Origin of the sequence: Sphingosinithalassobacter sp. CS137, assembly GCF_014334115.1 — a bacterium.
Classification (GTDB): domain Bacteria; phylum Pseudomonadota; class Alphaproteobacteria; order Sphingomonadales; family Sphingomonadaceae; genus Sphingomonas.
In genome coordinates, this window is record NZ_CP060494.1 from 541,373 (window position 1) to 566,210 (window position 24,838).

A 24,838-nucleotide genomic window follows, 5' to 3' on the forward strand; every position below is an offset into this window, starting at 1 on the left:
CCAGTCGGCATCGATTGGGACGATCGGTTCGGGTGCCACTGCGCTCTCTCTCCTATCCGGCTCGAGCCGGTGTTGAATTTCGGGTTTGGCGCCAGCGGCGCTCCAAAACGAGGTTAGTGTTGATTCGAAACGCACTCAAGGCAATAGGGGTTGTGCGTTCGCAAGCCGGCACCAACTGGAACGTTCGAATTCAGGGTATGGAGAAGGCATGACGGGGGGAAGAGGCATGGAAGACCGGTTCGACCAGGAGCGGCTGGGGCGGATCGATGCCTTCGTCCGCGAGCGCTATCTCGATTCAGGGCGCCTGCCGAACGCTCAGCTGCTGATCGCGCATCGCGGCCAGATCGTCCATTTCTCGCATCAGGGCGCTGCCCGCGAAGGCGGCGACACGATCGACGAGCGTTCGATCTTCCGTATCGCCTCGATGACCAAGCCGATCACGTCGCTCGCCTTCATGATGCTGGTCGAGGAAGGGCGAGTCGCGCTCGACACGCCGGTGCACCACGTCCTGCCCGAATTCCGCGGCCTCGGCGTCTATGACGGCGGCGGGGCCGGCGTGCCCTTCATCACCCGCCCGACCGCAGAGCCGATGCGGATGGTCGACCTGCTGCGCCACACGTCCGGCCTGACCTATGGCTTCCAGAATCGCGGCAACATCGACGCGGCCTATCGCGAAGGAAGGATCGAGAGCTGGCACGGCAATCTCGACCTCGACGGATTCGTCGCGGCGCTCGGCAAGCTCCCGCTGGAGTTTTCGCCGGGCAGTGCCTGGAATTACTCGGTCTCCACCGACGTGCTCGGCGCGGTGATCGAGCGGGTTTCAGGTCAGCCCCTCGACCGGCTCTTCGAGGAGCGCATCTTCGCGCCGCTGGGAATGGCCGACACCGGCTTCCATGTGCCGCCCGAAAAGGCCGAGCGGTTGACCGACTGCTACACGCTTCAGCCCGGCGAAGGCCGAGTGATGTATGATCGCGGCGCATCTTCGGCATGGGCGCAGCCGCCGAAGCTCCGGTCGGGCGGCGGCGGCCTGGTTTCCACCGCGCTCGACTATCATCGCTTCTGCCGGATGTGCGAGAACGGCGGCACGCTCGACGGGGTGCGGATCATCGGCCGCAAGACGCTCGAGCTGATGACGATGAACCACCTGCCGGGCCAATCCGATCTGGCCAGCATGTCGCGCTCGCTGTTCAGCGAATCGACGAACGGGGGCGCCGGTTTCGGCCTCGGCTTCGCCGTGACCACCGACGTGGCGCGATCGATGATGCCCGGATCGGCCGGCGAATATTATTGGGGCGGCATGTTCTCGACCGCTTTCTTTGTCGATCCGGTCGAGCACATCCATATGGTGTTCATGACCCAGCTGAGCCCCTCGATGGCCTATCCCATCCGGCGCGAGCTCAAGACGATGATCTACGCGGCGCTCAACTGAGCGGCCGCGCCAGCAGACGAACAGGAGACGATCGAATGTCCATAGTCACCACCGAACGCCAGGGCGACGTCCTCGTCATCATTTCGAACAACCCCCCGGTCAATGCACTGGGCGCGGCCGTTCGCCAGGGGCTGCAGGCGGGCCTCGAGGAAGCGAAGGGCGACGACGGCATCAAGGCGGTCGTGATCCGCTGCGAGGGGCGCACCTTCTTCGCGGGCGCCGACATCACCGAATTCACCAAGCCACCGGTCGAACCGCTGCTGCCCGCCCTCGTCGACATGATCGAGGCGTCGGACAAGCCGGTCGTGGCGGCGATCCACGGAACTGCGCTGGGTGGCGGCTGCGAAGTGGCGCTGGCCTGCCATTATCGTGTCGCGGTACCGTCCGCCAAGATCGGCCTGCCCGAAGTGAAGCTGGGCCTGCTGCCCGGTGCCGGCGGCACGCAGCGGCTGCCGCGCGTGGCCGGTGTCGAGCTGGCGCTGGAGATGACCGCCAAGGGCGACCCGATCTCTGCCGGCAAGGCCAAGGAGGCCGACCTGGTCGATGCGCTGGCCGGCGAGGACAACCTGGTCGCCGACGCGGTCGCCTTCGCGCGCGACGTGGCCGACAAGCGCCCGCTGCCCCGCGCGAGCGAGAAGAGCGTCGCCGCCGACCCGGGCGTCTTCCAGGCGTTCCGCGAAAAGAATGCGAAGCGCTTCCGCGGCTTCGATGCCCCCGCCGAGATCATCGACGTGATCGAAGAGACGATCTCCAAGCCCTATTCCGAAGGCGTGCAGCGCGAGCGCAACGGCTTCATGAAGCTGATGATGGGTACCCAGTCGGCGGCGCAGCGGCACATCTTCTTTGCCGAGCGCAAGGCGTCGAAGATCGACGACGTGCCCGATGACATCCAGCTGCGCGACGTGAAGAAGGTCGGCGTGATCGGCGCCGGCACGATGGGTGGCGGCATCAGCATGAACTTCCTGTCGGCCGGTATCCCCGTGACGATCGTCGAGATGCAGCAGGATGCGCTCGACCGCGGCGTCGCGACGATGCGCAAGAATTACGAGAATACCGCCAAGAAGGGCCGCATCACCCAGGATCAGGTCGAGCAGGCGATGGGGCTGCTGACCTCCACGCTGTCGATGGATGACCTTGGCGACTGCGACCTCATCATCGAAGCGGTGTATGAGTCGATGGACGTCAAGAAGGACGTGTTCGGCAAGCTCGACAAGATCGCCAAGCCGGGCGCTATCCTCGCGTCGAACACCAGCTATCTCGACATCAACGAGATCGCGGCGTCGACCAGCCGGCCGGGCGACGTGGTCGGCATGCACTTCTTCTCGCCCGCGAACGTCATGAAACTGCTCGAGGTCGTGCGCGGCGACAAGACCGACAAGGACGTGCTGGCGACCGTCATGGCGCTATCGAAGAAGATTCGGAAAGTCGCGGTCGTCGCGGGCGTCTGCTACGGCTTCATCGGCAATCGCATGCTGATCCCGCGCCAGCTGGAGGCGCAGAAATTGCTGATGGAAGGCGCCACGCCGAGCCAGGTCGACAAGGTGCATGTCGAGTTCGGCATGCCGATGGGCCCGTTCCAGATGAGCGACCTCGCCGGCGTCGACATCGGCTGGCACCGCGACCCGAGCCGGATCGAAAGCATCCGCGACGCGCTTTGCGCCGAGGACCGCTGGGGCCAGAAGAAGGGCGCGGGCTTCTACGACTATGACGAGAAGCGCCAGCCCTCGCCTTCCCCGCGCGTCGCCGAGATCATCGAGGATTTCCGCAAGAAGTCGGGCGCCGAGCAGCACGAGATCACCGATCAGGAGATCATCGAACGCACGCTCTACACCATGGTGAACGAAGGCGCGAAGATCCTTGCCGAGGGCAAGGCGCAGCGCGCGTCCGACATCGATGTTGTGTGGATCTATGGCTATGGCTGGCCGGTCTATCGCGGCGGCCCGATGTTCTGGGCGGACACCGTGGGCCTCAAGACGATCGTCGAGGGTCTCGAAAAGCACGGCTTCGACGTCGCGCCGCTGCTGAAGGAAAAGGCCGAAAAGGGCGAGCGGTTCAACTGAACCTGAGAGGAAGCGGCCGCTCCCGCTACTGCTGAGCGGCCGCCCACAACGGTTCGTGTCGAGCGAAGTCGAGACCCCTGATGCGCCGCCTGCGGCACGTCCCTCGACTTCGCTCGGGACAAACGGGCGCTTTTGGAGAGGATGAAGCGATGACCGAAGACCTCGACACCTTCCGCGCGGAAACCCGCGCCTGGCTGGAGGCGAACTGCCCGCCCGAGATGCGCGAGCCGGTGCGTTCGGACAAGGACATCAACTGGGGCGGACGCAATCCCGAGTATAAGCCGGGCCAAAAGGAATGGATGGACGCGATGGCGTCGCGCGGCTGGACCGTGCCCGACTGGCCGACCGAATATGGCGGCGGCGGGCTTTCCCCGGCACAGACCAAGATCCTGAAGGAAGAGATGGCGCGGCTGGGCTGCCGCAATCCGCTCAACAGCTTCGGCATTTCGATGCTCGGCCCGGCGCTGCTGAAGTACGGCACCGAAGAGCAGAAGAAGGAGCATCTGCCGAAGATCGCGCGCGGCGAGATCCGCTGGTGCCAGGGCTATTCGGAGCCCAATGCCGGCTCCGACCTCGCCGGGCTCCAGACCTGGGCAGAGGACGATGGCGACCATTATATCGTCAACGGCCAGAAGGTGTGGACCAGCTATGCCGACAAGGCGGACTGGATGTTCTGCCTCGTCCGCACGTCGAAGGAGTCCAAGCAGGGCGGGATCAGCTTCGTCCTGTTTGACATGGAGACGCCCGGCGTCTCGACCAAGCCGATCCTGCTGATCTCGGGCTATTCGCCGTTCTGCGAAACCTTCCTCGACAATGTGCGCGTCCCCAAGACCAATCGCATCTACGAGGAGAACAAGGGCTGGGACGTCGCCAAATATCTGCTCGGGCACGAGCGCGAGATGATCTCGGGCATGGGCCTCGGCGGAGCGGGCGGTAATCCGCTGCTGGACATGGCGATCGCCACCGTCGGACTCGACGCCGACGGTCGCCTCGCCGATCCGCTGCTGCGTGCGCAGATCGCGACTTTCGACGTGCGTGCCCGTGCCTTCGCGGCGATGTCCGAGCGGTTCATCGACGAACTCAAGGCCGGCCGCGCGCATCCCGCCCAGCCCAGCATGATGAAATATTACGGGACCGAGCTGAACAAGGCGCGCAACGAGCTGATTGTCGCCGCCGGCGGATCGGACGCGCTGGAATGGGAAAGCGAACGATCGAACAACGGTGCGGCGGCGCGCGCCTGGCTGCGCTCCAAGGGCAACTCGATCGAGGGCGGGACGAGCGAGATCCAGCTCAACATCATCGCCAAGCGCATCCTCGACCTGCCGAGCGCCTGACGCATCCGTGGCCTCGGCCGGCGCCGGGGCCTTTCGTGCACATCCCGGCCGATGCCGGATGACGAGAGAACCGACATGCCCCTCTATCTCACCGATGAACAGACGATGCTCCGCGACACCGCGCACGACTATGTCGCCGAGCAGATGCCGGTCAGCCATCTGCGCGCGCTGCGCGACGCGAAGGACGCGACCGGCTTTTCGCGCGACCATTGGAAGGCTTTCGCCGAAATGGGCTTCACCGGCATGCTGATCCCGGAAGCCGACGGCGGCCTCGGGCTCGGCCATGTCGAGGCGGGCGTGGTGCTCGAGGAGATCGGCCGCAATCTTTCGCCTTCGCCGTTCCTGGCCACCTCGGTCGCAGCGGTTTCGGCACTGAAGGGCACGGCGGCCGCGGCCCAGTGGTTTCCCGGCATCGCCGCGGGGGACACGGTGGCCGCCCTCGCGATTGACGAAACCGCCAAGCACAATGGCCGCATCGCCCTGACCGCGGAGCGCTCGGGCAACGGTTTCAGGCTGAGCGGCGCCAAGCAGTTCGTCGCGCACGGCCATGTCGCGGATCTGATCCTCGTCGCCGCCCGCACTGCGGGGGCCCCGGACGAGGCGCAGGGAATCACGCTGTTCGCGGTTCCGAAGGATGCTGCGGGACTGTCGGCCGAAGCCGAGCGGCTGGCCGACACCAGCCTCGCCGCGCGCATGCGGTTTGAGGGAGTCGAGGTCGACGCCGACGCAGTGATCGGCGAAGTCGATCAGGGCGCGGGCCCGCTCACGGCGCTGCTGAACGCGGGCCGCACCGGCGCCTCGGCCGAGCTGCTCGGCGTCGGCGGCGGCGCGATGGACAGCACCGTCGCCTATCTCAAGGAACGCAAGCAGTTCGGAGTCACCATCGGCAGCTTCCAGGCGCTGCAGCATCGCGCCGCCCATCTCTATTCCGAGATGGAAGTCGCGCGGGCCGCGGTGCTGAAGGCCCAGCAGCTGCTCGACGCAGGCGATCCGCGCGCCGCCGAGGCCGTGCATGTCGCCAAGGCGATGACCGGCCTTGCCACGACCCTGGCGGTACAGGAGGGCGTACAGCTCCACGGCGGCATCGGCATGACCGACGAATATGACATCGGCTTCTTCATGAAACGTGCGCGCGTGCTCGCGGAAATGTTTGGCGATGCGAATTTCCATGCCAATGCACTGGCGACAGCGGCGGGATATTGACCGACCGCTCCTTCGCTCACGCCAACGGAATCGCTGAATGACCGAACGCGGATCAACGCCAGACGAACTCGTCGAGCAGCTCGTCACGCTGCTCGACGTCGAGACGATCGATACCGACCTGTATCGAGGCAGCCGCCAGCCCGGCGGGGTCGGGCGCGTGTTCGGCGGCCAGGTGATCGGCCAAGCGCTGCAGGCCGCGCAGCGTTCGGTGGACGGCAAGGTCGCCCATTCGCTGCACGCCTATTTCATGCGGCCAGGCAGCGAGGATCTTCCGATCGTCTATCGCGTCGTTCGGGACTTCGACGGCGGCAGCTTCGCCAATCGCCGCGTGATCGCGCAGCAGGGCGGCGTGCCGATCCTCAACATGACCGCCTCGTTCCAGCGCGCCGAGGAGGGTTTGCACCACCAGGACGAGATGCCCGACGTCCCGCCACCCGAGGAACTCCGCTCGGAGGACGCGCTTCGCCGCGAATTCGTCGACGAGATACCAGAGAAGTTTCGCGCTTTCTTCCTCCGCCCGCGCCCGATCGAGTTGCGCCCCTGCAGTCCGCGCAACTGGCTGAGGCCGGAAAAGCAGCCGCCCGAACAGCATTGCTGGTTCCGCACGGTCGCACCGCTCCCCGATGATCCGGCGGTGCATCGCGCAGCGCTCGCCTATGCGACCGACATGACGCTGCTCGGCACTGCGACGCTGCCGCACGGCGTCACCTGGATGACGAACAAGCTCCAATCGGCAAGCCTCGACCATGCCGTGTGGCTGCACGAGCCGTTCCGCTTCGACGAATGGTTGCTCTATTCGTGCGACAGTCCGTGGGCCGGCCATGCCCGCGGCTTCAACCGCGGCCGCATCTTCGATCGCGGCGGTCGGCTCGTCGCGAGCGCCAGCCAGGAAGGGCTGATGCGGCTCAAGAGCTGAGGGCTTTAGTCCTCGTCGGCGAGCGCCTGCGCGTGGGAGTCCGGCATGACGAAGCGCACAAAATCGAGACAGCCCCTTTTCGATTCCTCTTGGGGCGCCTGCCGCGCCTGCCGGACGATCCGAACTGCCTGCTCGCCGAATGCCGCCGCCGGCTCGCTGCGGACCACTTCGATGTTGGTTGGCACCCCCTCGGGCGTCACATCGAAGCGCATCAACGCCCAACCCTCGATCTTCCGCCGCTGGAACCCACGGGGAAAGGTGAGTTGCCCCAGGTGGGCCCATTCGGTCCCGCCTTCGCAACGCGCCTCGGGTGCTTCGAAGGCGGCAAGCTCCGGCCGCGGCGGGGCTTGCAGGACCTCGCCGAGCAGATAATAGGGATAGGTGCAGCCCGTCGCCGCGCGCGGCGCGAAACGGGAGCGTGCGACCGCATCGCGCGACGCCGCCTGCATCTCGGGGCTCGCATCGGACGCAATCACGGTGACGTCATAGGGGTGGCCCGAGTCGTCGATGCTGAACCGAGTCGTCGCATAGGACCAGCCGCCGGGGCTTTCGTTCAGCTCGCTGAACGGCGGATAGGCGCGCGTGCGGGGCTCGGCACCGACGGCCAGGCAGGTCGCTTCCTCGCCGTGCAGCCGCTGGAACAACCGGCGATCCTCGGGAAGCGCGCGATGCGGCACGACGAGGTAGCGCGCGATCAGCCCCGGCGGCGCGGCGTCATAGGGGACCAGCACCGGCTCGAACCGGATGCGGCAGGAAGTGTGCGGCTGGGCGCTGGTGAACTGCCAGGCGGCGAAGGATGGCACTACGTCGTCGGCCGGCACGACGACATGGCCGGCCCGCGGCGCCTCAGGCTCGACGACCCGGATGTCCACCGGCCTGCCGTTCGCGGCGATTCCGAAGCGCAGCTCGATCGGCCTCGCCTGCGCGTCCGACGGCGCCAGCGTGGAGGTTTCGAACGGCTGCTCGATGTTCGCAGTGGCGAAATCGCCGTCCTCGCACGTCGGAACGCCCGGCTGAAAGGTGACGAGGTGCCGGACGGGCGTGCGCACCTCCGGAACGCTGATCACCGCCACCGGGCGCGTTTCCTGCGCCTGAGCGGGGAGCGCCAGAGCGAGCAGCGTGGCAACGGGAGCGAATCGGCGGATCAACATGGAAGCTGACTAACCCGATATCGTGACAGATCGAATTCGAGCGGTTCAGACCGCCGGTTTGCCATATTCCTGCCGCGTCACCGGATGGCTCGAGGAAAGCCCGCCATCGACCGCGAGCGCTTGGCCGTTCACATAGCTGGCCGCGTCCGAAGCGAGGAAAAGCGCGACCTGCGCGATCTCCTCGGGGCGGCCGCCGCGCCGCATCGGGTTGAGCCGGCCGATCTTGTCCTCGACTCCCTTCTCGCGCGCATAGTCGTAGACGCGCTGAGTCATCCCGGTCTCGATCAACCCCGGACAGATCGCGTTCACGCGGACATTCGATCCCGACAGCTGCTGCGCCGCCGACTGCACCAGATTGATGACGCCTGCCTTGGACGCCGAATAGGGCGCCCCGCCCGCCCCGGAGCGAAGCCCCGCGACACTGGCGGTGCACAGGATCGCGCCGCCGCCGCGCTCGACGATGCGTGGCGCGGCATGCTTGATCGCCAGCGCCGGCCCGATCAGGTTGACGCGCAGCACGTCGGTCCACAGCTCGACGCTGGCGTCGAGCACGCTGCTCGCGCCGCCGGAGATGCCGGCATTGGCATAGAAGACGTCGATTCCGCCGAAGTGCGTGCACGCGACTTCGACGAGGCGAACAACATCGTCTTCGTTGCCCGCATCCATCTCGACGCCAAGCGCGGTTCCGCCCGCAGCCGTAATCGCCTCTACCGTTGCGTGAACGGCGTCGCTTCGATCGGCGGCAACCACCTGACCGCCCTCGGCGGCGAAGGCGCTGGCGGTGGCGCGGCCGATTCCCGAACCCGCACCGGTGATGACGATGGACTTGCCCTGAAATCGCATCGAGTCGTCGCCCTTTCTATGCACGCGTGCTCAGGAAGCTCCCGCCGCCTGTGCGAAGCCCCAGCTGGCCGCAACCAGCCCGGGCAGCGCCGCGACGGTTTCGGCGGCCTTCGCGCTGGACGCATTGCCGTCGATCATTCGCTTCTTGATGCCCTGAACGATCCCAGCGAGGCGGAAGAGATTGTAGGAGAAGTACCAGTTCAGGTCGGGCACGCCGTCGCGGCCGGTGGCGGCGCAATAGCGGGCCACGGCCTCCTCGAGCGTCGGTATGCCGGTCTCCGGGCCGGTGAGCCCCTTGATCCCCGATCGGCGGCCGCTCGGCACGGTTTCCCAGTTCATCAGGAAATAGGAGAAATCCGCCAGCGGATCGCCGAGCGTCGACAGCTCCCAGTCGAGCACCGCGAGAATAGCCGGGCCCTCGGGAGCGAAGATCATATTGTCGACGCGATAGTCGCCATGGACGATCGAGGTGCGCGTCTGCGCCGGCACGGTCGCGGGAAGAAACGCGATCAGCTTTTCCATCTCGGGAATGTGATCGGTCTCGCTCGCGCGATACTGTTTCGACCAGCGCGCGACCTGCCGCTCGAAATAGTTGCCCGGCTTGCCATAGTCGCCAAGCCCGACCGCTTCATAATCGACCGCGTGGAGCGCCGCCAGCGTGTCAATCATCGCATGATAGTGCGCCGTCCGCTCGGCGGGGGAGAGGTCGGGCATCCCGCCGTCCCAGATCGTGCGGCCCTCGACCATCTCCATCACGTAGAAGGCCGAGCCGATCACCGAATCGTCCTCGCACAGGCCATAGGGTCGCGCGACCGGAAAGCCCGTGGGGTGCAGCGCGGCGATCAGCCGGTATTCGCGATCGACAGCATGCGCCGAAGGCAGCAGCGGACCGAAGGGCTTGCGCCGAAGCACATAGGCGCCGCTCGGCGAATCGATACGGTAGGTCGGATTGCTCTGGCCGCCGGCGAATTTCGCATAGCGAAGCGGCCCCTCGAACCCGGCGACGTTCGCCGCCATCCACTCGGAGAGGCGGGCGACGTCGAGATCGTCGGCGGGAGCCATTTCCGCGCTCATGCGAACTCGATCACCGAACGGACGCTGTCGCCCTGGCGCAGCTTGTCGAGCGCATCGTTGACATCCTCGAGCCGGATCCGCTCGGCGACCATCGTGTCGAGATCGAGCTTGCCATCGAGATAGAGCTGGACGAGCCGCGGCATGTCGATCGGAAAGCGCGTGGAGCCGAGCAGCGATCCCTGGATCTTCTTGCCGGTGAGGAAGGTCGGTCCGGGCAGGCTGACGCTGTTGCCGGGCGCGATCATCCCCAGCACCGTCGCGGTGCCGCCGCGGCGCAGGATCGTCCAGGCGAGCTCTGCGGTGTTCGGACGGCCGACCGCCTCGATCGCATAATGGACGCCGCCGTTCGTCATCTTGAGAACCGACTTGGCGAGACCCTCGTCCGCCGCGTCCAGCGCGTGGCTGGCACCCATCTTCAGCGCCAGCTCGCGCTTCGACGCCACCGGATCGATCGCGAGGATCATGCCCGCTCCCGCGATCTTCGCGGCGTTGATCGCGGCGAGACCGATGCCGCCCGCGCCGATCACCGCGACGCTCTCGCCGGGGCGCAGCTGGCAGTCGTTGAAGATCGATCCGGCGCCGGTGATCACCGCACAGCCGAGCAGCGCGGCGCGATCGAACGGCATCTCCTTCGACACCGCGACGCAGGCATTCTCGTGCACCAGCATCATCTCGGCGAACGCCGACAGATTGAGGAACGGCGCGAGCGGCGTTCCGTCCGCGAGGCTGAGCCGGGCCTCCTGATCGGGCGCCCGCCGCGTCGACGGATCGATGCACAGCGAAACCCGGCCGGTGACGCACATCTCGCACGAACCGCAGAAGACGGTGAAGAAGGTGATGACGTGATCGCCCGGCTTCAAATGCGCGACATCGCTGCCGACCGCCTCGACCACGCCCGCTGCCTCATGCCCCGGCACCGTCGGCACCGGGTGCGGAAAGGCGCCGTCGACGAAATGGAGGTCGGAACGACAGACGCCGACCGCGCGTGTGCGGATCAGCACTTCGCGCGGACCGGGCCTGGATACCTGGACCTCTTCGATCTGAAGCGGCTGCTTCGCCTCGTGGAGTACGGCTGCTTTCACTCTCATCCTCTCGTTCTCGCGGCGCTCAGCGCGTTGCTCCGACGTCTCCGCTGGACGGGCGATCGGCCTTGAACTCTGCATGTTTGCCGAATTCGTGCCGGGCGATGGTGCGGTTGTGGACTTCGTCGGGCCCGTCGGCCAGGCGCAACGTGCGTATGTTTCCCCAGGCGCTGGCGAGCGCGAAATCGCCCGAAACGCCGGCGCCGCCATGCGCCTGGATCGCGTCGTCGATGATCGAGAGCGCCATCTGGGGCGCCTGAACCTTGATCATCGAGATTTCCAGATGCGCGGCCTTGTTGCCGGCCTTGTCCATCATGTCGGCCGCCTTCAGGCACAGCAGCCGAGTCATTTCGATGTCGATCCGCGCGCGCGCGATCCGCTGTTCCCAGACCGACTGGTCCGACAGCCGCTTGCCGAAGGCCACGCGGCTGACGAGACGGCGGCCCATCGCCGCGATCGCCTCCTCGGCGACGCCGATGGTGCGCATGCAATGGTGGATGCGGCCCGGCCCGAGGCGCCCCTGCGCGATCTCGAACCCCCTGCCCTCGCCAAGCAGCATGTTTTCGGCCGGTACACGGACGTTCTCGAGCACGATCTCGGCATGGCCGTGCGGCGCATGGTCATATCCGAAGACCGTCAGCATCCGCTCGATCTTCACGCCGGGAGCATCGAGGGGAACCAGGATCATGCTCTGTTGCGCATGGCGCGAAGCGTTCGGATCGGTCTTACCCATCACGATCGCGATCTTGCAGCGCGGATCGCCCGCGCCCGAAGACCACCATTTGCGACCATTGATGACATAATGGTCGCCATCGCGCTCGATCCGCGTTTCGATGTTGGTCGCGTCGGACGAGGCGACGGCCGGCTCGGTCATCAGAAACGCGGAGCGGATTTCGCCGTTCATCAGCGGACGGAGCCACTGCTCCTTCTGCTCGCGGGTTCCGTAGCGGTGGAATACTTCCATGTTGCCGGTATCCGGCGCGGAGCAGTTGAAGACCTCGGAAGCCCAACCCAGCCGGCCCATCTCCTCGGCGCACAGGGCATATTCGAGGTTGGTCAGCTGCGTGCCTTCGAATTCGAAGCTCTCGTCGACGTGCTTCTGGCCCGAATGCGGGGGCATGAAGAAGTTCCAAAGGCCCTCGGCCTTGGCCTTCTTCTTCATCTCCTCGATGACCGGGACCACCTTCCAGCGGTCCCCTTCCGAGACCTGCGCGCGATAATCGGCGTCGCGCGGTCGGATATTCTCGTCGATGAAGGCGCGGACGCGGTCGCGGAAGTAGGTCTCGCGCTCGCTGAGCGTGAAATCCATGGCACTCTCCTCTCCGGGCGGCTCGCGCCCCTCTCTCTTCCCTGTCGGCTTAGACCGTACCCGATATTCGGTAAAGGGGACCGATCCGGATCAATGCGGGAAATTATACCCGCCTCCGCCCGTCCCGAACCTCCAAAAAACATCTTTGGCTTCGGAGCAAATGCAGTAAGCTGACGCGATGAATGCGCCGGAAGCAATCCGCGGGGGAGCGGAACAGGGCACGAAGCGGTTTCAGGCAAAGCGGGATGCCATTCTCGCCGCCGCCGCCGAAGCCATCAACCAGCAAAGTGCGAAGGGCATGACCTTCGCCGATGTCGCGCGACGAGTGGGTCTCAACACCACCAGCGTGACCTATTACTTCAGGCGCAAGGAAGATCTCGCCGCCGCCTGTTTCGAGCAGACGCTCGAACGGCTGGAAGCGATGCTCGATGCGGCGCACGAGGAGACCACGCCCGAAGCGCGCGTCGCCCGCTATCTCGCGAGCAACATGGAGCGCCTCGCGCGCATCCGCCGGGGAGAGGAACAAGACTTCGCGATTCTGTCGGACCTGCGCGCGATGGAAGGCCCGGTGAAGCACGAGCTGCTTGCCGGCTGGCGCAACGTGTTCCGAAAGACGCGGGCGCTCTGGGGACCCGCCGAAAACCGCGCCGAGACCGACCTGCACGGCGCCCGCGCGCATGTGCTGCTGGAGAACACCTTCTGGCTGCCCGCTTGGCTGGTGCGGTACGAAATCGACGAATACCCGCGGCTCGAGGCGCGGATGATGGAGGTGCTCCGCCACGGCATCGCCGCTCCGGACCAGGAGTGGCAACCCGAACTTCTCGATCTGGAATCCGCCGAGCCCGAGCCGGGGCGCGAGGCGTTCCTGCTGGCGGCGACGCGGCTGATCAACGAACTGGGGTACCGCGGCGCATCGGTTCAGAAGATCGCTTCCGAGCTGAATGTCACCAAGGGCAGCTTCTATCACCACCTTGATGCCAAGGACGATCTGGTGATCGCCTGCTACAAGCGCAGCTTCGACATTCTCGCCGACGCGCAGCGGCTGGCCGAGCTGGCGGCCGGCAGCCAGTGGCATCGGCTTGCCAGCGTCATTGCGACGCTGCTCGACGTGCAGTTCTCCGAACGCGGTCCGTTGCTTCGAACGACGGCCCTGTCGGGCCTGCCGCCGCACGTCCGGTCGACGATGATCGACCGTTCGAACCGGATCGCGCGGCGCTTTGCCGGCATGATCTCCGACGGCATCGCCGAAGGATCAATTCGGCCGATCGACCCGCTCGTCGCGAGCCAGGGGCTGATGGCCCTGCAGAACGCCGCATTCGACATGCGCAAATGGGCAAGCACCATGCCCCGCGAACGCGCGGTCGCCTTTTACGCATCGACGCTCGCGTTCGGATTGTTCGATGATCGAGTGCTGACGGAGAGCGCAGTCAGCACATAGCGGCACGCAGCGGGATCATAGAACGCCTTGTTCCTTACCCCCTCGATCCGCCGTGCGGGACACGCGGCTCGCGGAGGGGTCAGGCTGCGCGCTTGAGCAGAACGCCGGCGCGCCAATAGTGGAAGATCGCCCAGGGCGTGATCGCGCCGAACACGAACATCGCCCAGCGCAGTGCCTCCGCCTCGCCGAGCGACGGCCGGAGCGAATCGCTGATCACGCCGATCAGCGTGGGCCCGAGACCCAGTCCGATCAGGTTGATGACGAGCAATGTGATCGCCGCCCACAAGGCGCGCAGCCGAACCGGCGCGAGCCCCTGAATGAGCGCGAAGGTGGGGCCGAGATAGCTGTTCTGGAACAGCACGGCGACGAAATAGAGGCCGATCGCTACCGCCGGGATCGGCACGAGATAAAAAGCGAGCGCGAACGGCAGCGCGACGATCTTCAGCACCGCGACCATCCAGCTCTGGGCGTGGAGTCCGTGCCGTCCGGCCAACCGGTCGGCGAGCTTGCCGCCGCCCACTGCCGAGATCGTGCCGCAAATGCCGCCGATCGGCGCGACGATGAGCGAAATCGTGAGAATGTCCACTCCGAGCGTGCGGATCATGAAGCTCGGCCCCCAATGAGTGAGCCCATAGCCGATCATCGACGTCAGCGTGACTGCCGCCACCAGATGCCGCGCGGCCGGATTGCGCCACAGCGAAGCGAAGCCCACCCCCAGCGGTGGAATCGCGTCGTGCTGCTCGGCCGCACGGGCAGCGTCCGACAAGCCCCGGCGCGGCTCGACCACGAACAGCCAGACGAGAACCGCCAGCACCAGTCCCGGCAAGCCGACCGCGAACATCGCCGCGCGCCAGCCGAAATAATTCGCCACGGTTCCGCCGATGATCGTCCCGAAGGCGGCGCCCAGCACCACGCCCAGGGAATAGACCGCCATCGCCCCGGCGCGTTTTTCGGGCGGATAGAGATCGGCGATCATCGAATGGCTAGGCGGCGAGGATCCCGCCTCGCCGATCCCGACGCCGATACGGGCAAGCAGCAGTTGCAGGAAGTTCTGCGCGAGACCGGCCATCGCCGTCATCGCGCTCCACAGCGCGAGCGCGATCGCGACGAGCCGCTTGCGATTGCCGCGGTCGGCGAGCCGGGCGGCGGGAATTCCCAGTGTCGCGTAGAAAACAGCGAAGGCGAATCCGCCGAGCAGGCCCAGCTGGGTGTCGCTGAGTTGCAGGTCCGCCTTGATCAGCTCCTGGAGGATCGCCAGGATCTGGCGATCCATATAGCTGAAGAAATAGGTGAGCGTGAGCAGCGTGAGCGTGAGCGTCCGCCGCTTGAGCGCAAGTGCGTCGGCGGCACTGTGAACCGCGGCAGCGGCAGCGGAGTCGGCCATGGGCGGATGCGCTCGCTATTTGAGAAAAAACAGGGGCGGACCACCGGCCCGCCCCATTCAGATCAGAAGTTGCCGCGCAGCGTGATGCCGTATGTCCGCGGTTCGGCGAGATAGGCCGAATAGATTTGCGCCGGCGCCTGGAAAGGCGAGCTGAACCCGACCTGCGTATAGCCGACGTCGAACAGGTTCTGACCCCAGACCTCGAGCGACCAATTATCGGCGCGCACGCCGATGCGGCCGTTCACCACCGCGAAGCTGTCCTGCTCCTTCTGCGGAACCAGGTCCGAACCGGTGTTGTAGTCGTCGGCGAGGCGCGCATCGATGTAGAACAACCCGCTCAAGCCGGAATTGCCGAGCTCCGGCGTATAGGCGAACGAGCTGGTGACGACGATCTCCGGCGCATTCGAGAGATTGTCACCCGGAAGCAGCGCGAGCGCCGGATCGAGCGGATCGCCCTCGTCCGAACCGACCAGCCGGTCCGCATAGCGCGTGTCGGCGTAGGTCGCGCCCAGGCTGAACCGCACATCGCGGATCGGCACCAGCGTCGCCTCCAGCTCGACGCCCTGCGAGATGACACCGGGGGTGATATCGTCCGGATCGCAGGTGCCGCCGGTGCCCAGATTGCTGCCGCAGCCGTTGATGTTCTGGACCAGATAGACGGTGCCGTTGAAGGTGTTCAGCTGGAAGTTGCTGAACTCCTGGCGGAACGCGGCAAGATTCAGGCTGAACGGACCGGTGCTGTACTTGGCGCCGATCTCATAGGCGTCGACCGTCTCCTCATCGAACTGCAGATTGCTCACCAGCGAGGCGCCACCCGCCAGCGAGAACGGCAGGATCGGCGATTTCAGCGCCGAACGATCGAGGTTGAAACCGCCCGCCTTATAGCCGCGCGAATAGCTCGCATAGACCAGCAAATCGTCGGTCGGCTTGTACGAGAGCACGGCCGTACCGGTGATCTTGTCCTCGTTGCGCTCGTCCTCGAGCGTGAGCCCGTTGAGCTCGGCAGTCGAATTGCCCTGGCAGGCGAGCGAGATCGCTCCGCCGGTGAGCGACGTCGGAACGGTCGTCGATGCACCCCCCGTGAGATAGGGAAGCAGCAGCGCCTGCATTTGCGGACAGATGGTATTGGTATTGTTGAAGTTGGCGTCCATCCGCTTGGTTTCGTTCGTGTAACGAAGTCCCAGCGTCAGATCGAGCCGATCGGTCAGATGGATGATATTGTGCGTGAAGAACGCGAAATTCTCGCTGTTCTGGTTGAAGTTAGCCGTATCGTCGCCGACGCCGTTGACCGTGCTGAGCAGACGGAGCGCCTCGACGAAGGGTGCGGCGCCCACCGTTGGGCCCGGAATGTCGGGGAAGATCCCTGCAAGCGCGCCGGCGGTGATCGCGCCGCCGGGTCCGGCGAGGCAGCCTGCCTGATCGGGGTTGCGCGGCAGTGCCGGGCTGATCGAGGCGAGCAGGCGGCACGAGGCGAAGGCGCCATAATCGTTGCCGAACTGCAGCTCGCTGCGCGTTTCGAGATCCTCGTTCGCGTAATAGCCGCCGACGAGCCAGTCGAGCACGCCGTCGAACGCCGTCCCCTGGAAGCGCAGCTCCTGCGAGAAAGTCCGGAACTCACGACCGCTGTCCGGGCCGAAGAACAGGATGTCGGCGAGACCATAATCGGCGTCCGCCGCCTGATAGTTGGTATAGCCGCGGTAGGCAGTGATCGACGTCAGGTCGACGCCGCCCAGATTCCAGTCGACCTGAACCGAGCCGCCGTAATCCTCGGTCTCGCCATCGTAGCTGCGGTTCGGCGAGACTGCGATACGGCGACTGTAGGGATCGCCGAACGCCGGGAAATAGCCGTCGAAGGTCGTATCGCCGACACCGATCAGTACCGGGATGATGGGGTTCGACGGATCGATCAGCCCCCGGTTGGCCGGTGCGATCTCGGGCGTCGCATAGACGGCGGCGCAGCACGCCTCCTCGCGGCGGCTGTAATCGCCGATCACGCGGACCGAGAGATCGACCGTCGGCTCGTACAGCGCCTGCGCCCGCAGGAGATAGCGGTCGCGGTCATTGACCTGATAGCCGGTGTTCACGTCTTCGAAGAAACCGTCGCGCTGCACATAGATGCCGTCGAGGCGCAGCGCGAGGCTGTCGGCGACCGGCCCGGTCACCGAGGCGCCGAGGCGCCAATAATCATAGTTGCCGTAGGTGATTTCAGCGGTGCCGCCGAAATCGAATTCGGGTCCCTTGGTCACGATGTTCAGCAGGCCCGCGGACGCGTTGCGGCCGAACAGCGTGCCCTGCGGACCGCGCAACACCTCGATCCGCTCGATCTCGCCGAGTTCGTTGAGACCCACGCCGGTGCGCGAACGATAGACGCCGTCGATGAAGGTTGCGACCGAGCTCTCGAGACCGGGATTGTCCCCCACCGTGCCGACGCCGCGAATGCGAGCCGAGCTGTTCGCCTCGCTGCCGGTGTTCGACACCAGCAGCGACGGCGCGACCTGATTGAGCTGGCGGATGTCGTTGGCGCCGGTCAGTTCGAGCGCCTCCCCGGAGACGGCCGAGATCGCAAGCGGCACGTCGGCAAGCACCTGGGCGCGGCCCTGTGCGGTGACGACGATGTCACCATCCTGAATCACGGGCGCGCGCTGCGGCGCATCCGCAGTATCCTGATCGACAGCCGCCTGCGCGATGGCAGTCGGGTCGTCATTTGCCGCGGACTGCGCGGAGGCCGGAGCCGCCAGCGCGACCGTCAGCGCCGGAACGGCGCACGCCGCCATGAGACGAAAACGCATCATCTATCCTCTCCCACTTGGCCGGAGCACTTGGCGGCTCCATACCCTATCCTCGAAACTACACTCGCTTATGCCCTGCGCGTCAAGCGGAACAACCGTTGCATACCGCTACGGATACGTCGGTGTTGCTCAAATGCCATAGTCGCGGCAGGGGCAACGATTTCCCGAACGATTGTTCGAAACGTCCCGCCCCGTCGCGGGCCGCGCATGGCGACGCGCAGCCGCACTCAATAGCCGTTGAGGCGTGCGAACCGCTCGCGGTGCCAGGCGGCATTGCCCCATTGCGCCTCGAGCACACGGGCGCGCTTGAGATAGAAGCCGGCGTCATGCTCGTCGGTCATTCCGATCCCGCCGTGGAGCTGGACCGTTTCGCGACTGATGAGGTGAAGCGTCTCGCCCGCGACTGCCTTGGCGAGACTCACTGCCTGCGGCACGTCGGGCCGATCCGCCTCGATCGCCTCGAGTGCCGCCTCGACCACTGAGCGCGTCAGTTCGAGCTCGGTGAACTGCTTCGCCATGCGATGCTGCAACGCCTGGAAGGTCGACAGCGGCTGGCCGAACTGGACGCGGGTCTTGAGATACTCGTTGGTCTTTTCGAAAGCGGCCTCGGCCATGCCGAGCATTTCGGCACAGGTCGCCGCCGCTGCGCGATCGGTAACCCGCGTCGGCAACTCATCGGAACCGGCAAGCCGCTCGCCCGCCGCGCCATCGAATCGAACCTGCGCATGGCTGCGCGAGTCCACCATTTGCCGAGCGGAACGCGTGACGCCTTCGCCCTCAGGCACAAGCCAGAGCCCGTCGGTGGTCGCAACCACGAACAGCGCGGCGCCGTCGCCCTCGGCAACGAACTCCTTGGTGCCGGTCACACGCCCGCCGGCGGCTTCGGTGGTGATGCGATCCGGCGCGAAACGCGGCTCTTCGTCGATTGCGAGCGTCGCCACCACCTCTCCTGCAGCGATCCGCGGCAGCCACTCCGTTTGCTGCGCCTCCGATCCGCCGATCAGGATCGCGCTCGTGGCAGCAGCGGTCGCCGCCAGTGGCGATGCCGTCAGATTTCGGCCCAGTTGTTCGAGCACCAGTCCGAGCGAGACATAGCCCATTCCCACGCCGCCCAGCGCCTCGGGAACGAGGATTCCGGGCCAGCCCATCTCGGCCTGTGCGCGCCAGGCGCCGCTATCGTAGCGTTCGGCAGGCGCCGCATCACGCATTCGGCGAAAGGCCGTGACCGGCGCTTCATTGTCCACCCACTCGCGCGCCATATCGCGGAGCATCGTCTGTTCTTCGGTGAGTACCGCCATTTCCTCTTCCCCGTCGCTCCATCGCAATGCAGAGCCTGTGGCGTCGATGCCGCGAAGCGGAAGGGGCCCCTTCCGCAGCGGCACACGCATTATTGATGATCGAGCATGCCAAGGATGCGCTTCGCGATCACATTGTTCTGGATCTCGGTCGAACCGCCGTAGATCGAGACTGCCTTGCCGAAGAGCCAGCCGCGGGTCTGCGCCAGTTCCTCCGGCGTGAAGCCCTCGCCTTCCCAGCCGAGCCCCGCCATGCCCATGATCTCGAGCGCCAGTTCGGCACGCTCCTGCGTGATTCGCGCGCCGACATTCTTCATGATCGAAGAGGTGGCGGACGGGCCCTGACCCGCCTTCGCCTCCATCGCGGCGCGGCGCAGAGTCGCCATGAATGCCCGCAGATCCATTTCGTGGCGCACAATCCGCATCCGCAGATCCGCATCTGCGATACGCCCGCCCTCGTCGGTGCCGACATAGTGCTTTGCCAGCTCCGACAGCGGCGTGCCCGCGAAGAAGCGCCCCGCGCTGGAACCGCCGCCGGACAGGCTGGTCCGCTCATGCTGGAGCAGCCGCTTGCCGATCGTCCAGCCCTGGCCCTCCTCGCCGACCCGGTTCGCCTTCGGCACCTTCACGTCGGTGAAGAAAGTCTCGCAGAAGGGCGAGCTGCCGGAGATCAGCCGGATCGGCTTCACTTCGACTCCGGGCGCATCCATATCGACCAGCAGGAAAGTGATACCTTCATGCTTCTTCGTCTTGTCGGTGCGAACGAGCATGAAGCACTTGTCGGCCCATTGGCCGCCGCTGGTCCATGTCTTCTGGCCGTTTACGACATAATGGTCGCCGGCGTCTTCGGCGAAGGTCTGGAGCGAAGCGAGGTCCGAACCCGCTCCCGGCTCGGAATAGCCCTGGCACCAGCGGATCTCGCCGCGGGCGATCGGCGGGATATGCTCGCGCTTCTGCTCCTCGGTGCCATATTCGAGCAGCGTCGGACCGAACATCATCACGCCCATGCCGCCGATCGGATTCCACGCACCGATGCGAGCCATTTCCTCGTGGAGCACACGCACCTCGGCACGACTCAGGCCGCCGCCGCCATATTCCTTCGGCCAGGCGGGAACGCCCCACCCCTTCTCGCCCATCGCATGTTTCCAGGCCGCCTCCTCGTCGCTGAGCTCGGTCGGCCCCTCGACCGCGGACATCGCATTGTCCTTGCCCCGCAGCGACGGGGGGAAGTTCGCCGCGAGCCATTCGCGCGCATGGACGCGAAACGCCTCCAGCGGGTCGGCAAGCGCCTCAACATCGGGTGCGGTGGCCATCCTCTCTCTCCGGTATGTCTTTCGTTGATTCGAAATTGCGGTATGGACCGAGCCGCGTCAAGTCGATGCTGTACGGAGTGGTGGTTGCGCCCTAGTGGAGCGCCAAAGAAGCTGGAAGAGAGAGGAACCGATGCCGACCGCCGAGGCGTTGCTGAGCAGCGGGTTCGCGACACTGTCCGAGTTGATTCGTGCCCATGCCGGCGAGCGTCCCGAAAAGACGGCGCTGGCGATGGACGGGCGGACGCTCGGCTATGCTGCGCTCGATGCGCGGATGGACCGCGTAGCAGCGGCGCTGCAACGCGACGGCGTGGCACAAGGAACCGCAGTCGCGCTGTTGGCGGCGCCTTCGATCGCCTATGCGGAAGTCTTTCTGGGAGCGGTGCGCGCGGGCTGTGTCGCAGCGCCGCTCGCCCCCTCCGCGACGCCGGCGCAAATCGCGGCGATGGTGCGGGACAGCGGCGCGCCGCTGCTCTTCCTCGACGAAGAAGCGGCGGAAATGCTGGGCACGATCGATCTGCCGGCGAAGCGAGTCGCGCTCGACGGAAGCGGCGCGGGAGTAGCGTTCGAGACCTGGCTCGCGCCCGCATCAACGATTCCGGCTCCCGTGCGGATCGCGCCCGACGATCCGTTCAATCTTATCTATTCGTCTGGGACCACCGGGACACCCAAGGGAATCGTCCAGCCGCACGCGATGCGCTGGTCGCACATCGCCCGAAATACGGCCGCGGGTTTCGGCGACGCAGTGACGATGGTCGCCACTCCACTCTATTCGAATACCACGCTGGTGAGCTTCCTGCCCACGCTCGGCTGGGGCGGCACAGCCGTGCTGCTGCGCAAGTTCGACGCACATGCATTTCTGGAAGCTGCGCAGAAACATTGCGCTACCCATGCGATGCTGGTGCCGGTGCAGTATCGCCGCATCATGGCGCTGCCCGACTTCGGCCGGTTCGACCTTTCAAGCTTCCGCTTCAAGACCTGCACCAGCGCGCCTTTCTCGGCCGAGCTGAAGGCGGATGTGCTCGCACGCTGGCCGGGGCTGCTACTCGAGATCTATGGCATGACCGAGGGCGGCGGGACGTGCATCCTGATCGCCAACATGCATCCCGACAAGCTGCACACCGTCGGACGGCCGATCGAAGGTTGCGACATCCGGTTGATCGACGAGCGCGGGAAGGAAGTGGCGCCCGGAGAAACCGGCGAAGTCGTCGGACGGTCCGGCGGGATGATGACAGGCTATCACGGCCGGCCCGAAGCCACCCGCGAGACCGAATGGTTCGATGCCGAGGGCCGGCGCTACATCCGACACGGCGATCTCGGCCGGTTCGACGAGGACGGCTTTCTGATCCTGATGGATCGGAAGAAGGACGTCATCATCTCCGGAGGGTTCAACATCTATCCCTCCGATCTCGAAGCGGTGCTGGCGGAGCATCCCGATGTTGCCGACTGCGCGGTAGTGGGGATTCCGTCGGAAGCATGGGGCGAGACGCCGGTCGGCTTCTATGTCGCGCGCGACGCCGTGACTGACACGGCAACGATTCTGACGTGGTTCAACGATCGGGTCGGCAAGACACAGCGCTTGAGCGCACTCGAATGCGTGGCCGAACTGCCGCGCAGCAGCATCGGGAAGATACTCAAGCGCGCGCTCCGCGACCGATATCTGGAGAATGCAAAGTGACCCCCATCGCCGATATTTTGTCGCAGGCGGACCGCGTCGAGGACGGCTTTCGAACTACGGTGCCCGCGGACTGGATGCAGGGCCGTACCGCCTATGGCGGGCTGACGACCGCACTGGCGCTGCATGCCGCGCAACGGAGCGAAGCGGATCTGCCGCCGCTGCGTTCGGCGCAAGTCGCTTTCGTGGGGCCGCTCGCCGGCGCGGTCGCGATCACGGCCCAACGCCTGCGGCGCGGACGCAACGCAACCTACATCGACACCGAAGTCCGCTCGGAAGCGGGACTGGGGCTGCGCGCGACCTTTCTCTTCATGGCACCGCTGCCTTCCGCGGTCACGCACGACGCTATGTCCCGGGCAGAGCGGCACCCGCCCGAGCCCGATGCCAAGACCTACATCGGCCCGGACGAGTTCTTCACTGGCAATTTCGAGTTTCACGACGTGAAAGTGCCCGGTGCAGCGGAATGGCTGCGCTGGGCGCGGCTGCGCGGACGCGACGGTCTCGATCCAGCGGTCGAGCTGCTCGCGATCGCCGACGGACTGCCCCCCGCCGCCTTCAAGCTGTTTGACAAGCAGGTGCCGCTCAGTTCGCTGACCTGGCACGTCAATCTGCTGACGACCGATCTTTCGACGCAGGACGGCTGGTGGCTGCTCCAGGCGGCGACGGACCGGGCGGTCGATGGCTTCAGCAGCCAGCGCATGCGCATCTGGAATGCCGCCGGCGCGCCGGTGGTTGATGCGATGCAGAGTGTCGCGATCTTCGCCTAACGCGACATTTTGCGACACTTCGCCCCGGCGCTGACACACCCCTGCGACAGCGATCCGACAAAAGGCGCTCCTGCGGCGCGGCCCCTGCGCGCCGCGCTGAACTGGAGCACGCTCATGAAGACCAGACTGATCGCGGCCGCCGCACTCGGTGCTATGACCCTGACGGGCACGGTCGCCCTCGCGCAGAACGCGCCCCCCGCCCCGGCGCCTTCGCCCGGCCATTCCACGATTCGCGCCGACGCTGACCGCAACGGCGTGGTTACACGCGCCGAGCTGCTCGCCCAGGTCGAGCAGCGGTTCGCACAGCGTGATGCGAACAGCGACGGGCAACTGACGGAGGGCGAGAGCTTCCACAACCGCCGCGGCGGGCGGCTTCGCGAACGTATCCTGAGTCGCATCGACGCCGACGGGAACGGCGCGATCACGCTCGCGGAGCAAAAGGCGCAGGCCGAGCGCCGCTTCGCCCGGCTCGATGCAAATGGCGACGGCGCGATCGACCCGGCCGAGCGCGAGGCCGCGCGCGAGCGGATGCGGCAGATGCGCGAACGGCGCGGCGATCCAATCGCGCGCGCCGACACGGATCGCGACGGCATCCTTACCCGCGCCGAGATGCTCGCCCAGGTCGAGCAGCGGTTCGCACAACGCGATGCGAACAGCGACGGGCAACTGACCGGTGACGAGCGCTTGCACAATCGCCGCGGGGCGCACCACGGCCGCCGCATGGGCGAGCACGAGCGTGGCGGCGAGCGCAGCGCCCGCTTCCGGGAGCGCAGGATGAATCGTATCGACGCCGACGGGAATGGCGCGATCAGTCTCGCGGAGCAAAAGGCGCAGGCCGAACGCCGCTTCGCCCGGCTGGATAGCAACGGCGACGGCGCGATCGACCAGGCCGAGCGCGACGCCGTGCGCGAACGGATGGAGCAGATGCGGGAGCGTCGCGGCGACCGCCAAACTGGCGCCGTTCCGCCCGCCGAGTAACAGCTGCACCTTCGGACGGCGCGCTCCCCTTCGCGCCGTCCGCCCTTTCCGCCGCCTTCGGATGTGCTACCGCGATGATGATGTCAGAAATGCCGCACCTGCTGCTCGTCGACGACGAGCGTTCGATCCGTGAGCCGCTCGCACAGTACCTGACGAAGCAGGGCTTCCGAGTGACTCAGGCCGGCGACGCAGAAGGTGCGCGGGCGCGGATGACCGCCTATTCGATCGATCTCGTCATCCTCGACATAATGATGCCGGGCGAAGACGGGCTCAGCCTGTGCCGCCATATTCGCGAGACGAGCGATACCCCGGTGATCCTGCTCACCGCACGCGCGGAGGAAACCGACCGGATCGTCGGCTTGGAGATGGGCGCCGACGACTATGTGGTGAAGCCCTTTTCGCCGCGCGAGCTCGCCGCACGGGTGAAGGTCGTGCTGCGCCGGCTGGCCGCCGGGGGCACGCGCCAGCATGGCCCGGAAGCGGGCAGCTTCGCATTCGCCGGCTGGGTGCTGAAGACCGGAGAACGCACGCTGGTCGACCGGGAAGGCGTTTCGGTGCCGCTGTCGACCGGCGAGTATAATCTGCTCAACGCACTGGTGACGCGCCCCCGCCAGGTACTCACTCGGGATCAACTGCTCGACCTTACCCAAGGCCGCGAGGCGGCCGCTTTCGATCGCGCGATCGACAATCAGGTGAGCCGATTACGCAAGAAGATCGAGCCCGACCCCAGGAATCCGACCGTCATCAAGACCGTGTGGGGCGGCGGCTACACACTCGCGGCCGAAGTGACGCGGCTGTGAA

General features: G+C 66.1%; 19 protein-coding genes. 10 read left to right on the forward strand and 9 right to left on the reverse strand.

The window, feature by feature from the left end; all coding sequences use genetic code 11:
* Positions 1 to 208: 208 nt before the first annotated feature.
* The 5 genes from H7V21_RS02605 to H7V21_RS02625 all read left to right on the forward strand — a co-directional run bounded on the left by H7V21_RS02605 (position 209) and on the right by H7V21_RS02625 (position 6,942).
* Positions 209 to 1,429 (forward strand): serine hydrolase domain-containing protein, encoded by a 1,221-nt coding sequence (locus tag H7V21_RS02605; RefSeq protein WP_188055081.1) that lies wholly within the window; start codon positions 209 to 211, stop codon positions 1,427 to 1,429.
* Between the two features lie 35 nt (positions 1,430 to 1,464).
* Complete coding sequence (locus tag H7V21_RS02610; RefSeq protein ID WP_188055082.1) at positions 1,465 to 3,489, forward strand: 3-hydroxyacyl-CoA dehydrogenase NAD-binding domain-containing protein; 2,025 nt, start codon at positions 1,465 to 1,467, stop codon at positions 3,487 to 3,489.
* A 149-nt stretch (positions 3,490 to 3,638) separates the two neighbouring features.
* Complete coding sequence (locus tag H7V21_RS02615; protein ID WP_188055083.1) at positions 3,639 to 4,823, forward strand: acyl-CoA dehydrogenase family protein; 1,185 nt, start codon at positions 3,639 to 3,641, stop codon at positions 4,821 to 4,823.
* A gap of 75 nt (positions 4,824 to 4,898) precedes the next feature.
* Entirely contained in the window at positions 4,899 to 6,026 is a 1,128-nt protein-coding gene (locus H7V21_RS02620) for an acyl-CoA dehydrogenase family protein (RefSeq protein WP_188055084.1), read from the forward strand.
* 37 nt (positions 6,027 to 6,063) lie between these two features.
* Positions 6,064 to 6,942 carry an acyl-CoA thioesterase gene (locus tag H7V21_RS02625; protein ID WP_188055085.1) on the forward strand — a complete coding sequence of 293 codons (879 nt, stop codon included), beginning with the start codon at positions 6,064 to 6,066 and terminating at the stop codon, positions 6,940 to 6,942.
* A 5-nt stretch (positions 6,943 to 6,947) separates the two neighbouring features.
* On the opposite strand, the gene H7V21_RS02630 is transcribed toward H7V21_RS02625, so the two are convergent.
* The 5 genes from H7V21_RS02630 to H7V21_RS02650 are packed head-to-tail and all read right to left on the reverse strand — an operon-like array spanning position 6,948 to position 12,401.
* Positions 6,948 to 8,093 carry a TonB family protein gene (locus H7V21_RS02630; protein WP_188055086.1) on the reverse strand — a complete coding sequence of 382 codons (1,146 nt, stop codon included), beginning with the start codon at positions 8,091 to 8,093 and terminating at the stop codon, positions 6,948 to 6,950.
* A 45-nt stretch (positions 8,094 to 8,138) separates the two neighbouring features.
* On the reverse strand, positions 8,139 to 8,936 hold the full coding sequence (locus H7V21_RS02635) for an SDR family NAD(P)-dependent oxidoreductase (RefSeq protein WP_188055087.1): 798 nt from the start codon (positions 8,934 to 8,936) through the stop codon (positions 8,139 to 8,141).
* Positions 8,937 to 8,966: 30 nt separating this feature from the next.
* Positions 8,967 to 10,010 (reverse strand): phosphotransferase family protein, encoded by a 1,044-nt coding sequence (locus tag H7V21_RS02640; RefSeq protein WP_188055088.1) that lies wholly within the window; start codon positions 10,008 to 10,010, stop codon positions 8,967 to 8,969.
* Complete coding sequence (locus tag H7V21_RS02645) at positions 10,007 to 11,092, reverse strand: Zn-dependent alcohol dehydrogenase (protein WP_188055089.1); 1,086 nt, start codon at positions 11,090 to 11,092, stop codon at positions 10,007 to 10,009. The genes H7V21_RS02640 and H7V21_RS02645 overlap by 4 nt, the downstream gene beginning before the upstream one ends.
* Before the next feature lie 25 nt (positions 11,093 to 11,117).
* On the reverse strand, positions 11,118 to 12,401 hold the full coding sequence (locus H7V21_RS02650) for an acyl-CoA dehydrogenase family protein (protein WP_188055090.1): 1,284 nt from the start codon (positions 12,399 to 12,401) through the stop codon (positions 11,118 to 11,120).
* A gap of 178 nt (positions 12,402 to 12,579) precedes the next feature.
* Between H7V21_RS02650 and H7V21_RS02655 the strand changes: the two genes are divergently transcribed.
* Positions 12,580 to 13,839 carry a TetR/AcrR family transcriptional regulator gene (locus tag H7V21_RS02655; RefSeq protein ID WP_188055091.1) on the forward strand — a complete coding sequence of 420 codons (1,260 nt, stop codon included), beginning with the start codon at positions 12,580 to 12,582 and terminating at the stop codon, positions 13,837 to 13,839.
* A gap of 79 nt (positions 13,840 to 13,918) precedes the next feature.
* Here the strand turns inward: H7V21_RS02655 and H7V21_RS02660 are convergent, their stop codons facing one another.
* From H7V21_RS02660 to H7V21_RS02675, 4 genes are all read right to left on the reverse strand, one after another.
* Positions 13,919 to 15,223 carry a spinster family MFS transporter gene (locus H7V21_RS02660; RefSeq protein ID WP_188055092.1) on the reverse strand — a complete coding sequence of 435 codons (1,305 nt, stop codon included), beginning with the start codon at positions 15,221 to 15,223 and terminating at the stop codon, positions 13,919 to 13,921.
* Positions 15,224 to 15,285: 62 nt separating this feature from the next.
* Positions 15,286 to 18,015: a TonB-dependent receptor gene (locus H7V21_RS02665; RefSeq protein ID WP_262503976.1), complete on the reverse strand. Its 2,730-nt coding sequence runs from the start codon at positions 18,013 to 18,015 to the stop codon at positions 15,286 to 15,288.
* 224 nt (positions 18,016 to 18,239) lie between these two features.
* On the reverse strand, positions 18,240 to 19,310 hold the full coding sequence (locus tag H7V21_RS02670) for an acyl-CoA dehydrogenase family protein (RefSeq protein WP_188055093.1): 1,071 nt from the start codon (positions 19,308 to 19,310) through the stop codon (positions 18,240 to 18,242).
* An 89-nt stretch (positions 19,311 to 19,399) separates the two neighbouring features.
* On the reverse strand, positions 19,400 to 20,620 hold the full coding sequence (locus tag H7V21_RS02675) for an acyl-CoA dehydrogenase family protein (RefSeq protein WP_188055094.1): 1,221 nt from the start codon (positions 20,618 to 20,620) through the stop codon (positions 19,400 to 19,402).
* A gap of 130 nt (positions 20,621 to 20,750) precedes the next feature.
* Here H7V21_RS02675 and H7V21_RS02680 point away from each other — a divergent pair, with 130 nt between their 5' ends.
* From H7V21_RS02680 to H7V21_RS02695, 4 genes are all read left to right on the forward strand, one after another.
* Entirely contained in the window at positions 20,751 to 22,295 is a 1,545-nt protein-coding gene (locus H7V21_RS02680) for a class I adenylate-forming enzyme family protein (RefSeq protein ID WP_188055095.1), read from the forward strand.
* On the forward strand, positions 22,292 to 23,059 hold the full coding sequence (locus H7V21_RS02685) for a thioesterase family protein (RefSeq protein WP_188055096.1): 768 nt from the start codon (positions 22,292 to 22,294) through the stop codon (positions 23,057 to 23,059). Before H7V21_RS02680 ends, H7V21_RS02685 begins: the two co-directional genes overlap by 4 nt.
* 114 nt (positions 23,060 to 23,173) lie before the next feature.
* A complete protein-coding gene (locus H7V21_RS02690) occupies positions 23,174 to 24,037 on the forward strand; it encodes a hypothetical protein (RefSeq protein WP_188055097.1) in 864 nt (287 codons plus the stop codon).
* Positions 24,038 to 24,117: 80 nt separating this feature from the next.
* A complete protein-coding gene (locus tag H7V21_RS02695) occupies positions 24,118 to 24,837 on the forward strand; it encodes a response regulator (RefSeq protein ID WP_188056310.1) in 720 nt (239 codons plus the stop codon).
* Position 24,838: the final 1 nt, after the last annotated feature.